Genomic DNA, 13,819 nt, shown 5'->3' on the forward strand with positions numbered 1-13,819 from the left:
AATTACAGGGGTCGTTTCATGCCGCTCGCCACGTTGATTCATCGCGCCAGTTTGCCCAGCCCGCAGGTTTCTGCAGAGCAGGCCCAGCAATGGCTGGCGGAGCATTACGGGCTCAGCGGCAGGCTGCAGGCGCTCGGCAGCCAGCAGGATCTGAATTTTCGCGTCGACAGTCCGCGCGGTCGGTTCGTGCTGAAAATCTGCCGTGGCGATTACGCCCTGGTGGAGCTGCAAGCCCAGCATGCCGGGCTCAAGTATCTGGCCGAGCACTCGGCGGTGACGGTGCCGCGGGTGATCGCGGCCAATAACGGCGAGGATCTGCTGTCACTCGAGGTCGGCGGCGAAGCCGTCCATGTGCGGCTGCTGGATTACATCGAGGGCCAGCCGCTCACGCATCTCGAATACTTGGGGCGCGACGTGGTGGCGGGGTTTGGCCGGCTCTGCGGTGAGATGGATCTGGCGCTGGCCGGGTTCGATCACCCGGGCCTTGAGCGCACGTTGCAGTGGGATGCCCGTCACGCCAGTGCCCTGATCAGCCATCTGCTGCCGGTGATCAAGGATGAGCAGCAACGCATATTGATTGCCGATGCGGCCGAACAAGCCGAGCGCCGCTTGCAGCCGTTGCAGGGCAAGCTGCCGGTGCAGGCGATCCACATGGACATCACCGACGACAACGCCGTCTGGGCGCGCGATGCCCTGCGTCACTGGCAGTTGCAGGGCGTGATCGACTTTGGCGATCTGGTGCGCACCTGGCGCATCACCGATCTGTCGGTGACCTGTGCGGCGTTGCTGCATCACGCTGGTGGCGATCCGTTTGTCATCCTGCCGGCGGTGCAGGCCTACCACGCGGTCAACCCGTTGCAACATGAAGAGCTGCAAGCGCTGTGGCCATTGATTGTCGCGCGCGCGGCGGTGCTGGTGCTCAGTGGCGAGCAACAGGTCAGCATCGACCCCGCGAATACCTACAGCCGTGACAACCTAAGCCATGAGTGGGAAATCTTCCGCGTAGCGACATCGGTGCCACAGGCACTCATGGAAGCGGCGATCCTCACTGCCGTCGGTCACGCATTGCCGGTGATCGATAGCGAAGGTTTTGCGCCCTTGCTGCCCGGTCTGGTCGGACGTGAATTTGCCCTGATCGATCTCGGTGTCCTCAGCCCGCATTTCGAGGCCGGCAACTGGGAGCAGGCCGGCATCGATCAGCACCTGTTGAACGAAGCGGCGGCGGCCCATGGTTTGGCGGCAAGCCGTTATGGTCAGTACCGTTTGTCGCGCACCCGTCCCGACAGCGCCGTTGAACCGGATACCTTCCCGCTGCACGTGGAATTGCGCGTGCCCGATGGTACCGCCGTGGAAGCGCCGTTCGCTGGCGTCGTGCATCAGCCAGCAGACGGTGTGCTGCAACTGGATGGCCCGCAACTCAGCGTGCGCCTGTGGGGCGTGACACCTTCGCTGCACAGCGGCGCGGCGCTGGTCAAAGGCCAGGTGCTGGGCGCAGTCAGCGGCCCATTACGGGTGCAGTTGTGCCGGGGCGCGCAGATCAATGCGCCGTTGTTTTGCACCCCTGCGCATGCAGCAGCGTGGCAGGCCCTGTGCCCGTCGCCAGCGGCGTTGTTAGGACTGGCCTGCGATGCCGAGCCGGAGCTGGACGCAAAAACCCTGCTCGAACGCCGCGATGCCAGTTTCGCCCGCACGCAGAAACACTACTACGTTGATCCGCCGCGCATTGAACGCGGCTGGCGTAATCACCTGATCGACATGCAGGGCCGCTCCTACCTCGACATGCTCAACAACGTTGCCGTGCTCGGTCACGGCCACCCGCGCATGGCGGCAGTGGCGGCGCGGCAGTGGTCGCTGCTCAACACCAACTCGCGATTCAACTATGCGGCGGTGGCGGAGTTTTCCGAGCGCTTGCTGAAATTGGCGCCGGAAGGCATGGACCGGGTGTTTCTGGTCAACAGCGGCAGCGAGGCCAATGACCTGGCGATTCGTCTGGCCTGGGCCTACAGCGGCGGGCGCGACATGATCAGCGTGCTTGAGGCCTATCACGGCTGGACGGTCGGCGCCGATGCGGTATCAACGTCAATCGCCGACAACCCGAAAGCCCTGGAAAGCCGACCGGACTGGGTGCATCCGGTGCCTGCGCCAAACACTTATCGCGGTGAATTCCGTGGTCTCGATTCGGCGCCGGATTACGTGCGCAGTGTTGAGCATCACCTGGCGAAACTTGCCGAACAGAAGCGCCAACTGGCCGGGTTTATCTGCGAGCCGGTGTATGGCAATGCCGGCGGTATCTCGCTGCCGCCGGGATATCTCCAGCAGGTATACGCGCTGGTGCGCGCGCAGGGCGGCGTGTGCATCGCCGACGAAGTGCAGGTCGGTTACGGGCGCATGGGCCACTTCTTCTGGGGCTTTGAAGAGCAGGGTGTGGTGCCGGACATCATCTGCATGGCCAAGGGTATGGGCAACGGTCAGCCGCTGGGCGCGGTGATCACGCGACGGGAAATTGCCGAGGCGCTGGAGGCCGAGGGCTATTTCTTCTCGTCGGCGGGCGGCAGTCCGGTCAGTTGTCAGATCGGCATGGCGGTGCTCGATGTCATGGCAGAAGAAAAACTCTGGGAGAACGCGCAGGTGGTCGGTGGCCACTTCAAGGCGCGTCTGGAAGCGTTGATCGATAAACATCCATTGGTGGGCGCGGTGCACGGTTCCGGGTTCTATCTGGGACTTGAGCTGATTCGCAATCGCGAGACGCTGGAGCCGGCGACCGAGGAGACGGTGTTGCTGTGTGATCGCTTGCGTGAGTTGGGGATTTTCATGCAGCCGACCGGGGATGATCTGAACATTCTGAAGATCAAACCGCCGATGGTGACGTCGCGTCAGAGTGTGGATTTCTTTGTCGATATGCTTGATCAAGTCCTAACCGAGGGCCTGTAAAACGCAGCCAATCCCCTGTGGGAGCGAGCTTGCTCGCGAAAGCGGTGTGTCAGTCACCTTATTCAGTTCCTGACACGCCGTATTCGCGAGCAAGCTCGCTCCCACATTTTCTTGGGTTGTTAGTTCGATTTGTATCGGCTTTTATCTGGATTATTTAGACGAAAGGCATTTTTCAAGCTTCTAAAGCCGATATTTATCGGCTATAAAGTCGCCATTGCTCCGGCATGGCGATCTCATGTCCGGTGCGCGCGTTTTCTTTTCGGCCGAATTTCCGGCCGTCAAAGCAACTGCCCGGAGATGATTCATGAGCCGTATCGTTACCGTTGCCGCCACTCAGATGGCCTGTTCCTGGGATCTGGAAGCCAACCTCGAAATCGCTGAAAGACTGGTGCGCGAAGCCGCCGCCAAAGGCGCGCAGATCATCTTGATTCAGGAGCTGTTCGAGGCGCCGTACTTCTGCCAGAAGCCGAACCCGGACTATCTGCAACTGGCGACGACGGTGGAAGAAAACGTCGCGATCAAACATTTCCAGAAAATCGCCAAAGAGCTGCAAGTGGTGCTGCCGATCAGCTTCTATGAGCTGGCCGGCCGTACGCGCTTCAACAGCATCGCGATCATCGATGCCGACGGCAGCAACCTCGGGATTTATCGTAAAAGTCACATCCCGGATGGCCCGGGCTACCACGAGAAGTATTACTTCAACCCGGGCGACACCGGTTTCAAGGTGTGGAACACCCGTTACGCGAAAATCGGCGTGGGCATTTGCTGGGACCAGTGGTTCCCGGAAGCTGCGCGCAGCATGGCCCTGCAAGGCGCGGAAATTCTGTTTTACCCAACCGCGATCGGCAGTGAGCCGCACGACAAGACCATTTCGTCGCGCGATCACTGGCAGCGCGTGCAACAGGGTCATGCCGGCGCCAACCTGATGCCGCTGATCGCCAGCAACCGCATCGGCAACGAAGAACAGGACGGCTACGACATCACGTTCTACGGCTCTTCGTTCATCGCCAACCAGTTCGGCGAAAAAGTGCAGGAGCTGAATAAAACCGAAGAAGGTATTCTTGTGCACACTTTCAACCTCGACGAGCTCGAACACATTCGCAGCGCGTGGGGTTCATTCCGTGACCGCCGTCCGAACCTGTACGGCGCGTTGAAAACCCTCGACGGTTCCCTGGAGTCCTGATCCCGATGACAACTTTGAAAAGTACCCCGCGCGCCGACGGCTTTCACATGCCGGCCGAGTGGGCGCCGCAAACGCAGACCTGGATGATCTGGCCCGAGCGCCCGGACAACTGGCGTCTGGGCGGCAAACCGGCGCAAGCCGCACATGCTGCGGTGGCCAAGGCTATTGCGCGTTTTGAACCGGTCACCGTGGCCGTGTCCGCCGGCCAGTATGAAAACGCCCGCGTGCGCCTCGACGTGCCGAATATCCGCGTGGTCGAGATGTCCAGCGATGACGCTTGGGTACGCGACAGCGGCCCGACTTTCGTCATCAACAACAGCGGCGAAGTGCGCGGCGTGAACTGGGACTTCAACGCCTGGGGAGGTTTCGACGGCGGTTTGTATTCGCCGTGGAATCGCGATTCGCAGGTCGGCGGCAAGATCCTCGAGATCGAGCGCAGCCCGCGTTACCGCACTGAAGGTTTCGTGCTTGAAGGCGGCTCGATTCACGTCGACGGCGAAGGCACGCTGATCACCACCGAAGAATGCCTGCTCAACCGCAATCGCAACCCGCACCTGGGCCGCGAAGAGATTGAAGCGGTACTGAGCGCCAATCTGGCTGTGGATAAAATCATCTGGCTGCCGGACGGTTTGTTCAACGACGAAACTGACGGCCATGTGGATAACTTCTGCTGCTACGTGCGTCCGGGCGAAGTGTTGCTGGCGTGGACCGACGATCCGCAGGATCCGAACTACCCGCGCTGCCAGGCTGCGATGAAAGTTCTGCAAAGCAGCACTGACGCCAAGGGCCGCCCGTTCACGGTGCACAAAATGCCGATTCCGGGGCCGCTTTACGCGACAGAAGAAGAGTGCGCCGGTGTCGATCCGGTGGACGGCACGCAGGAACGCAATCCGTCTGTGCGCCTGGCGGGTTCCTACGTGAACTTCCTGATCGTCAACGGCGGCATCATCGCGCCGAGCTTCGACGATCCAATGGACGCGCCGGCCAAGGAAATCCTGCAGAAGCTGTTCCCGCAGCACGAAGTGGTGATGGTGCCGGGTCGCGAACTGTTACTGGGTGGCGGCAATATCCATTGCCTTACCCAACAGCAACCCGCGCCGCACAAAGAGTGAGTTGAGTCGTAACACCTTGAGTTGATTAACAAATCAGCCGGGTAATGATTAGCTCGCTATGCATCAACTGAGGCCCGCAGCCCGACAGGACCGCGGGCTTCTTTGTATCCGCTTGTCGACAACTAAGAAACATTGGCATAGCTCTTGTATTCATCACCCGTGCACTAGGGAGGGGGAGAACTTCAACAGTTCTGTCATAAACCTTGGATAACGTAGCCGCTCACGAACGGGGAGAGAGCGCTGAAATGAACGCCGAAGTGAACGTAGTCAGCGAGCGGACGTTGCATCCCATGGCCGTAAACGGCGAATCGCTCCAGATTGTCGCGCACTGGTTGAAGTCCAATGGAACGCGTCAGATCAGGGAACCTGATCCGCGCCGGATGATGATCGAGCGTTACCCCGCTGGCCTGTTCAGCGAGGCCGAACTGGAAGCATTGTGGGCTGTGATGGAAGGATAAGAAGCACAACAGGGATTGGTGAAAGCGCTGCCGGGATGGCGGCGCTTTTTTATGCACGACACAAAATCTTTGTGAACACTGCACCTGTGGGAGCGAGCTTGCTCGCGAAAGCGTCCGGTCAGTCAACATCGTCGTTGAATGACCCACCGCATTCGCGATCAAGCTCGCTCCCACAGGATTGGTGTGAAATCAGAAGCTGTAGGTGCCGGTCATTACGACGCTACGTGGTGCACCCGGTTGGATTTGATACTGGCTGGTCGCGGACGCGTAGTACTCACGATCGGTGATGTTGTTCAGCGCCGCGCGTAAATCCCAATCCTTGAAGCGGTAACCGACCAGGGCATCCCAGCGGCCGTAACCCGGCAACACGGTGGTGTTGGCGTTATCGGCATAGCGTTGGCCAACCAGGGTCAGGCCGGTTTCGCCGTACCAGCCCATCTCCGGTTTCCAGGTCAGGAACAGGCTGCCGTTATGCTTGGCAACGTTGTTGATGCGTTTGCCTTCCAGGCCGTTGTTGTCCTTCTCGATCTTCGCATCCTGCAGACCGACGCCACCGCGCATGTACCAGTTGCCGACGAGATTGCCGGTGGCCGTCAATTCGATCCCGCGCGAGCGTTGCAAACCTGACATCACCGTCAGGGTCGGATCGTTTGGATCAGTGGTGCGGCGGTTGTAGAGTTCCAGATCGTAGATCGCCAGCGTGGTGCTCAAGCGGTCATCGAGCCAGTCGCTTTTCACGCCGATTTCTTTCTGCTTGGTCAGCTCGGGACTGAGGTCGTTGGTGTTGCCGGCCGCACCCGGAGTGATGCCGATCAAGCCACCGCCCACCGGCGAAAACGTCTTCGACCACGAGGCGTAGAACGAATGGTTTTGTAGCGGCGTCCAGACCAGGCCGACGCGCGGGCTGGTGCTGTGGCTGTCGCGATCTTCGGAGATGTTGCGCAGCTTGTTGGTCGACTCGATATCGAAAGTGTCGTAACGCAGACCGGCGAGCACTTGCCATTGGTCGTTCAGGCGCAGTTGATCCTGCACGTACACTGCACGGCTTTCGACTTCGGTGTGGCTGCTGCTGGAGACCTGCATGCTGCCGGTGTGGCGCAGATCACGGTTCGGGTTGTACAGGTCGAGCGACGGTACGGGCTGCGCTCCCGGGGTTCTGCCAGTGGCCGCGTTGTACAGCGTCGGGTCGCGGCGCTGGCTGCCGATCTCGATGCCAGTGAGCAGGCGATGCTCAAGGCCCAAGGTATCGAATCCGCCCTCAAGCTCAACGTTGTTATAGACGTTGCGAGTGGTCAGATCCTGCTGCCAATGCTGGCGCGTGACCTTGTTGGTCGCCGGCGTGTAACCGGTGAGGTACGTGTTGTCGAAATCACTGTCGAGCTTGAACACGCCGAGGGTCTGGCGCAGTTGCCAGTTGTCATTGATTTCATAAGTGAGTTTCGAGCGCAGCGATTGCGACTTGTCGTCGATGAAATCGTGATCGTTGCCGTAGGTCGTATCGCGCCCGACATCGGCCGGGCGCCCGTTGATGCCGGGGATGCCGCGATCCGGGGTGCGGTTGTAGCGGCTGTATTCGTACTGCACCAGCCAGTTCAGGTCCGGCGTCAGTTGCCAGCTCATCGACGGCGCGAACAATTGGCGATTGCCACTGACACCGTCGCGGAAGCTGTTTTCATCCATGTTGCCCATGTTCAGGCGCAGGCTGATGTTTTCGCTCGGGTCGCTGCTTAGGTCAGCGTAAAGGCTGCGCAAATCTTCGCTGCCAGCCTGGGCCTCGATGGTCGAGCGACGGCCGAACTCCGGCATCTTGCTCACGCGGTTGACGATCCCGCCCTGACTGCCACGGCCATATAGTACGGCGGCCGGGCCTTTGAGCACTTCGACGCGTTCAATATTGTGCAAGTCGCGCTTGTATTGGCTGTCGTCGCGGATGCCATCCAGATAGAAATCGTTGCTCGCGTCGAAGCCGCGGATGCGCAGGCTGTCGAAACGGGTGTCGGCGCTGCTGCTGACGTTAGGCATGCCGCTCAACGCGTCGCCGATGTCATTGGTGCCGTAGCTGGCGACGTTCGAGGTCTTGATCGAATCGATCGCCTGCGGCACATAACGTACGGGCGTCGAGGTCCGAGTCGCGGTGCTGCTGAGCTTCACCCGAGGGTCATCGGCTTGCGCTTCGGCGCTGATCGCGGTGGCGGGTAACTCGGTCGCGGAGTAGGCAAAACCGCTGGACAGAAAAGCAGAAAGCCCAAGGGTGGCGGGCGTAAGACGGAACGGGGCAGGCATTGAACAGCGCATCCGAAAGGGTGGAAGAATTCGATCGTGCGAATGGTAATGCTTTGCATTTACTTTCGTTAATTATTCCTTATAAGTTCCCTTGGCTGATTGTTTCAATTTGTGTCCTAACCGACACAATCTGACTGGACGAATCATTCGACCGATTCATGAAACAGACTGAAAGCCATTCCGGCGTTTTTCCGCAAGAGTGCGAGGACTAATCTGCCGCCATCGATTTTCCTGACTTTCTGCCGGAGTTTTTCCCATGATTCTTCACTACATCTACGATCCGCTGTGTGGCTGGTGTTACGGCGCCAAGCCGCTGGTGGAAGCGGCACAGTCAGTGTTGCCGGTGAATGCCCATGCCGGCGGAATGATGAGTGGCGCCAATCGCCAGCGTGTTTCCCCGCAACTGCGCAATTACGTCATGCCCCATGACCGACGCATTGCCGAATACACCGGCCAGCCGTTTGGCGAGGCCTATTTCGAAGGTTTGCTGCGTGATCACTCAGCGGTGTTCGATTCGACGCCAGCGATTGCTGCGGTCATGGCGGCTGAAGCCATCGACGGCGGCGGTTTGCGCCTGCTGGGGCGGTTGCAGACGGCGCACTATGTGGAAGGGCGACGCATTGCCGATTCAGCCGTGCTGTTGGAATTGGCGATGCAGATGGGCTATGCGCAGGAAGATTTCCACCTTGCGTTTGAGTCCGTTGATAGCGAGGGGCATATAAAAGCCAGTCGCCAGTTTTTGGCTCAATTGGGTGGTCAGGGTTTTCCAACGATTGCTCTGGAGCAGAACGGCACGTTCCAGTTGATCGACATCAGCCCCTGGCTGGGCAAGCCGCAGGCATTTGCCGATTGGTTGCAACAGGCAATCGTCGTCGATGAAACCGGTAAAACTTCTGCATTTTGTTCTATCGATGGTTGCGCCTAATACGCGCTGGATTCACTGGCTGTTTGCATTTCCCAGCAAGGAGTCAGCGCAAAATTTACGTTTCTTAGACGATTTTTACCTATTTAAAGACGATTCTTGAAATTGACACATTGTTCAGGGCGCGGCTACGATTCGGCCCAACGCCTGTGGCCAACCGCCATGACTCAAAATAAGGAGCAGGCCCGCCATGACATCGTCGTGGGCGGGTCTTTTTGTTTCGGGGTGAATAAAAGAGTGCAAAAGCGCCGTTTCCGCCGTTCGACACAGCGCGTTTCAACCCGTAATAAGGAAAACAAAATGTTGAACAAGCGAATCAGTTTGATCGCACTGGGGATGTTGAGCGCCACTCAGGCCATGGCTAACGACCAGGCCGAGTCCAAGGGTTTTGTTGAAGACAGTAGCCTCAAAGTGCTGCTGCGCAATGCCTACATCAATCGTGATTACAAAGACGGCAACAAAGACAAAGCCGAGTGGGGCCAAGCGGCCATCGGTACGTTCTCGTCCGGTTTCACCCAAGGCACCGTGGGTGTCGGCGTCGACGCTTTCGGTCTGTACGCACTGCGTCTGGACGGCGGCAAGGGCCGCAGCGGCGCCGGTGGTATCGATTTCTTCAAGCAGGAAAATGACGGTCGCGCGAACCATGACATAGCGAAGGGCGGTGCAGCGGTGAAGTTCCGCTTCTCCAACACCGTGTTGACCTACGGCGACCAGATGCCGGCCCTGCCGGTGCTGAGCTACGACAATGTGCGTCTGCTGCCGGAAAGCTACACCGGTACCCTGATCACTTCCAAAGAGATCAAAGGCCTGGAACTGAACGCCGGTCGTTTCACCGCCGAATCGCGCAAGAGCGATGAAGGCCGTGACAGCGGTGGTCTGAAGTCGATCAACGTGTTGGGTGGTAGCTACCAGTTCACCGAGAACTTCAAAGGTGCGTTGTACGCTTCCGACGTCGAAGACGTATTGAAGAAACAATACGTGAACGCCAACTACGTGTTGCCGTTCAACAAGGATCAGTCGCTGACCCTGGACTTCAACGGCTATCGCACCAAGCTCGACAGCTCGTACGTTCGCGAAAACACCGTTCCGGGCGAAAGCATCGTGACCGGTCGCGACAACAAGATCTGGAGCCTGGCCGCGACATTCGCCACTGGCCCGCACTCGTTCACCGTGGCGCACCAGCGCTCCACCGGCGACAGCAACCTGGGCTACGCCTATGGCGGTTACCAGAAAGATCAACACCGCGTCGGTGACGGTGGTAACTCCATCTACCTGGCCAACTCCTACTGGTCCGACTTCAACGCTGAAGACGAACGCAGCTGGCAGTTGGGCTACGGTCTCGACTTCGGCGCATTCGGCGTACCGGGCCTGAGCTACAACTTCGCTTATGTGCGTGGCGACAACATCACCACGTCCACCAGCGAAGGCGGCACCGAGCGTGAGATCTTCAACCAGTTCAAATACGTCGTGCAGTCTGGCCCGGCCAAAGACCTGAGCGTGAAACTGCGCAGCTCGATCCTGCGTGTTTCGCAGAAATCCAGCGAGTACAACGTCAGCGGTAACGAACTGCGCGTTTTCGTGGATTACCCGATCAACATCTTCTGATGCCTGATCCAGTGTAAGAAACATGAGAAAAACCCCGACTGGTTCGGGGTTTTTTTTCGACGGTTATTCGATGAAAACCGGAAAAAACCCGTGTTTTTGTCATGTAAAAGTTGTTTTTAAGCGCCTGCAAACGCCGTTTCAAACAGTGCTTTAAATGCCTGAAATTCTTTCTCATGGACGCAAATTCTCCACCTAATAGATTAGGCCGTTCAACGCAGCGGAGAATTTGGTAATGATCGTTTTGAACAGAGAAGTGGGCGAATCGCTACGGCGCGACAAATATGTCAACGTCCAGGGTGGTGACTTCAATCTCTACGGTCATTTTGCCGACTTCGTCAGACTGACCAAAAGTTGGGAAAACATGGAGCCTGACAGCTACTACGGTCAGGCCGAAGCCGGCATGCGTTACCGTCGTTACAGCGACTTTGAGTACAACCCGAAAACCCGCGAGCTCAAGCAACTCGAGCATCGCGCCTACGTGCAGTCGAAAGAGAACAACGCCTATGTTGGCGGCCTGGTGCGACACTTTCAGGACTTCTCCGATGAAGTGATTACTTCGCCGGTGATGCGCAGCCTGATCGACACCGATTTCGAAGTGTACAAAAGCGTACTGCCGGAAGAGCTGCACGATGAAATCTGGCAGTGCCAGATCCATCAGATCCGCATCGAAATCAAACCCGGCAAGCAACTGGAAATCACCCCTGAAGGCATTCACTGCGATGGCTATCCGTTCAGCGGTGTGCACTTCTGGGGTCGCAATAATGTCGAGGGCGCGGAGAGTCGTTTGTACGACATCCACGAGCATCAACTGGCGTCGACCACTTACCAGGAAATTCTCGACACCACCTACTTCCTCGATCGTGACATGCGCCACTACGTGACCCCGGCCCGCAACACGCACACCCATGCGATGGCGTACCGGCAGATTCTGGCGATCTCCTTCTCGCGGCCCGGGACCGCTTTCGACATTGTTCGCTAATCAGATCACCCCAATCGACGGCGTCGAATGTTCGACGCCAGTGGTGCTGCGACGCGCCACGGCCAAGGATGCGCAGCGCATGGAGCGCTTCTTCCGCCAGTTCGACGAAGTGTCCTTCTGCGAATGGCAGGACGCCAAGTGCCTGCGCGGCGTGCTGATCCAGAAAACCACCACGGCCTATCTCGCCTTCGACGTCGCTGGCGAAATTGTCGGCGCGGTGCTCGGTGGCATGCTCGGCAGTCGCGGCACGATCAATCATCTGGCGGTCAGCCCGCGCTATCGCAGCCAGGGCGTCGGTCAACGCCTGGTTGAAGCGGCGTCGTCCGATATGAAAAGGGTCGGCGTGTTACGGATGTTTCTGTTCGTCGACGATGCTAACCTCGCGGGCAAGCGTTTTTGGACTGCCCAGGGTTTTTGCGAGCCTCATGGCGAACGGACATTTGAGAGGGATCTATGAATGAAACGTCCGGCAGTGCGCCGCTGATGGCTGCCCATCAGCCATCGCGCACGTTTGCCGAAGCCAGCCCGGTTATCGCCGGCTACTTCACGGTGTCGTTCGTGTTCGGGCTGATGGCTGTCAACGCCGGCCTGCCGATGTGGCTGCCGGTGGCGATGTGTTTGTTCGTGTATGCCGGCGCTTCGCAATTCGCCGCGCTGGCGCTGATCTCCAGCGGTGCCTCGCTGACCACCATTGTGCTGACCACGTTTCTGATCAACGCGCGGCACATGCTGATGTCGGTTTACATGGCCAAGGCCCTGCGCGCTCTCGGTTTGAGCCGGATGGAACGCTGGGCTTATGCCGGTGGCCTGACGGACGAATCCTTCGCGTTCCACAGCGTCAAACTCGGCACCGGCGCGCCGGTCAACGTGCGCTATCTGATTGGCTTCAACCTGTTCTGCCACACCTCGTGGGTGCTTGGCGGTTTGCTCGGCGCGGTCTGCGCGCAGTACGCGGCGCACCTGATCAAATATCAGCTCGACTACGCCCTGACCGCGATGATGCTCTACGTGCTGGTGTCGCTGTGCAACACGCGCAACAAACTCATCGCTGCTGCGGCCGCGGTGTTGTGCATGGGCGCGCTGAGCCTGGTCGGCAGCTCGCCGTTCAATGTGTTTATTGCCACGTTTGTGGGCTGCGGAGTGGGTGTATGCCTGACCAAACGTTCCTGATTCTGGTGGTTGCGCTGATGATGGCCGTGACTTTCCTGCCACGCGCGCTGCCACTACAGGTCAACACCGAGCACTGGCCGCCGTTTATTGCGCGGGCGCTGGAATACTTGCCGGTGGCGATCGTCGCTGCGATCAGCCTGACACCCTTGTTGATCAAGGATCAGCACATACAGCTCGATCGCCCGGAATTCTATGCCGCGATTCCGACGTTGTTATGTGCGTATTTCAGCAAAAACCTCTTTCTCAGTGTGGCGGTTGGGACGGCTGCGTACATTGCGCTCGGCTCGTTCATGTAGCGGCAAGTCGACGACATCGTTGAGTGCCTGGTTCGACAACTCCGGATTGTTCACCGCCAGACGCACTTCGAGAAAATCCTCGAACCCGGGGAAAATCGTCAGGCCGTTCTTCTGCGCAGCTTCACGCGAGACCATGCCGACCGCATCCATCTGCGTTATCAGCGACAGCGTCAACGTTTCACTGCACGAATAGACCATGCGCTGGCCGTTCTCGTGATTGCCTAGCCCGGCGTCGAGAAAACGCAAAAAGCTGTGGGAATACGGACAATCTTCCGCAGGACGTACTTGAAACTTGTTGCCCAGCAAGGTCAGAGGATCATTCTCCTGACCACAATGGGCGCCAACCACCTGCACCTGTACATCCGGCAGGACGATACTCGGCAAGCCCGGCCGCTGCGGGCCGATCAGCACCGCGAGGTCGAAGTCTTCGTTCTTCAGCTTGCTGAGATTTTCCATCGACTCGGCGTAGCTGAATTCCATCTGATAATCGGGAAACACCTCGATCAGGCGTCCGATCATTCGCCGGTTGAAGTCAGCCGCCAAAGTGTTGTTCAACGCCACCTTCAACGTACGCTGGCCGGGCACCTTCAGCGCCTCGACCTTCTCTTCCATCTGTTGCGTGGCAATGAGCACTTTGTCCATATAAGGCGTCAGCTCAGTGCCTTGCGGCGTCAGCGTCAGGCCTTTGTTGGAACGTCGAAACAAGCGGAAACCGAACTGCTCTTCGACCTTGTTCAACTGCGCGGCCAAGGCCTGCACAGTCAGGCACGAATGCTCGGCTGCGGCCGACAACGAGCCGGTCTGCACGATGCGCATGAGGTTGCGTAAGGTTCTGCTATCCATGGGTAATGCCCTCTAAAGTGGGCTGGGTATTGTTGTT

Annotated in this window: 12 protein-coding genes; 10 read left to right on the plus strand and 2 right to left on the minus strand. The window is 58.6% G+C overall.

The window, feature by feature from the left end; genetic code table 11:
- The first annotated feature begins 18 nt into the window (after nt 1-18).
- The 4 genes from AC0ZWN_RS06335 (at nt 19) to AC0ZWN_RS06350 (ending at nt 5,684) form a co-directional block, all read left to right on the plus strand.
- Complete coding sequence (locus tag AC0ZWN_RS06335; protein ID WP_476334445.1) at nt 19-2,931, plus strand: aminotransferase; 2,913 nt, start codon at nt 19-21, stop codon at nt 2,929-2,931.
- A gap of 304 nt (nt 2,932-3,235) precedes the next feature.
- Nucleotides 3,236-4,114, plus strand: coding sequence for an N-carbamoylputrescine amidase (gene aguB / locus AC0ZWN_RS06340; RefSeq protein ID WP_476334446.1), 879 nt, complete (start codon nt 3,236-3,238; stop codon nt 4,112-4,114).
- A 5-nt stretch (nt 4,115-4,119) separates the two neighbouring features.
- Nucleotides 4,120-5,226, plus strand: coding sequence for an agmatine deiminase (aguA, locus tag AC0ZWN_RS06345; protein WP_476334447.1), 1,107 nt, complete (start codon nt 4,120-4,122; stop codon nt 5,224-5,226).
- A gap of 245 nt (nt 5,227-5,471) precedes the next feature.
- Nucleotides 5,472-5,684, plus strand: a complete 213-nt coding sequence (locus AC0ZWN_RS06350) for a hypothetical protein (protein WP_008080512.1) — start codon at nt 5,472-5,474, stop codon at nt 5,682-5,684.
- Nucleotides 5,685-5,873: 189 nt separating this feature from the next.
- Here the strand turns inward: AC0ZWN_RS06350 and AC0ZWN_RS06355 are convergent, their stop codons facing one another.
- The gene (locus AC0ZWN_RS06355; protein ID WP_476334448.1) at nt 5,874-7,967 is read right to left on the minus strand and encodes a TonB-dependent receptor; all 2,094 of its coding nucleotides are present in this window, start codon (nt 7,965-7,967) and stop codon (nt 5,874-5,876) included.
- 256 nt (nt 7,968-8,223) lie between these two features.
- Between AC0ZWN_RS06355 and AC0ZWN_RS06360 the strand changes: the two genes are divergently transcribed.
- From AC0ZWN_RS06360 to AC0ZWN_RS06385, 6 genes are all read left to right on the plus strand, one after another.
- Nucleotides 8,224-8,892: a DsbA family protein gene (locus AC0ZWN_RS06360; RefSeq protein ID WP_460089521.1), complete on the plus strand. Its 669-nt coding sequence runs from the start codon at nt 8,224-8,226 to the stop codon at nt 8,890-8,892.
- Nucleotides 8,893-9,189: 297 nt separating this feature from the next.
- On the plus strand, nt 9,190-10,494 hold the full coding sequence (locus AC0ZWN_RS06365) for an OprD family porin (RefSeq protein ID WP_093430007.1): 1,305 nt from the start codon (nt 9,190-9,192) through the stop codon (nt 10,492-10,494).
- A 232-nt stretch (nt 10,495-10,726) separates the two neighbouring features.
- Nucleotides 10,727-11,473, plus strand: a complete 747-nt coding sequence (locus AC0ZWN_RS06370) for a 2OG-Fe dioxygenase family protein (RefSeq protein WP_034151909.1) — start codon at nt 10,727-10,729, stop codon at nt 11,471-11,473.
- 79 nt (nt 11,474-11,552) lie between these two features.
- Entirely contained in the window at nt 11,553-11,930 is a 378-nt protein-coding gene (locus AC0ZWN_RS06375; RefSeq protein WP_008080517.1) for a GNAT family N-acetyltransferase, read from the plus strand.
- Nucleotides 11,927-12,643: an AzlC family ABC transporter permease gene (locus tag AC0ZWN_RS06380; RefSeq protein ID WP_454564082.1), complete on the plus strand. Its 717-nt coding sequence runs from the start codon at nt 11,927-11,929 to the stop codon at nt 12,641-12,643. The genes AC0ZWN_RS06375 and AC0ZWN_RS06380 overlap by 4 nt, the downstream gene beginning before the upstream one ends.
- The gene (locus AC0ZWN_RS06385; RefSeq protein WP_007909127.1) at nt 12,622-12,939 is read left to right on the plus strand and encodes an AzlD domain-containing protein; all 318 of its coding nucleotides are present in this window, start codon (nt 12,622-12,624) and stop codon (nt 12,937-12,939) included. The genes AC0ZWN_RS06380 and AC0ZWN_RS06385 overlap by 22 nt, the downstream gene beginning before the upstream one ends.
- Here AC0ZWN_RS06385 and AC0ZWN_RS06390 read toward each other — a convergent pair.
- Nucleotides 12,856-13,782 (minus strand): LysR family transcriptional regulator, encoded by a 927-nt coding sequence (locus tag AC0ZWN_RS06390; protein WP_476334451.1) that lies wholly within the window; start codon nt 13,780-13,782, stop codon nt 12,856-12,858. The genes AC0ZWN_RS06385 and AC0ZWN_RS06390 overlap by 84 nt on opposite strands.
- Between the last annotated feature and the right edge of the window lie 37 nt (nt 13,783-13,819).

It is taken from the genome of Pseudomonas sp. 3B-A001-10F (genome assembly GCF_056313565.1).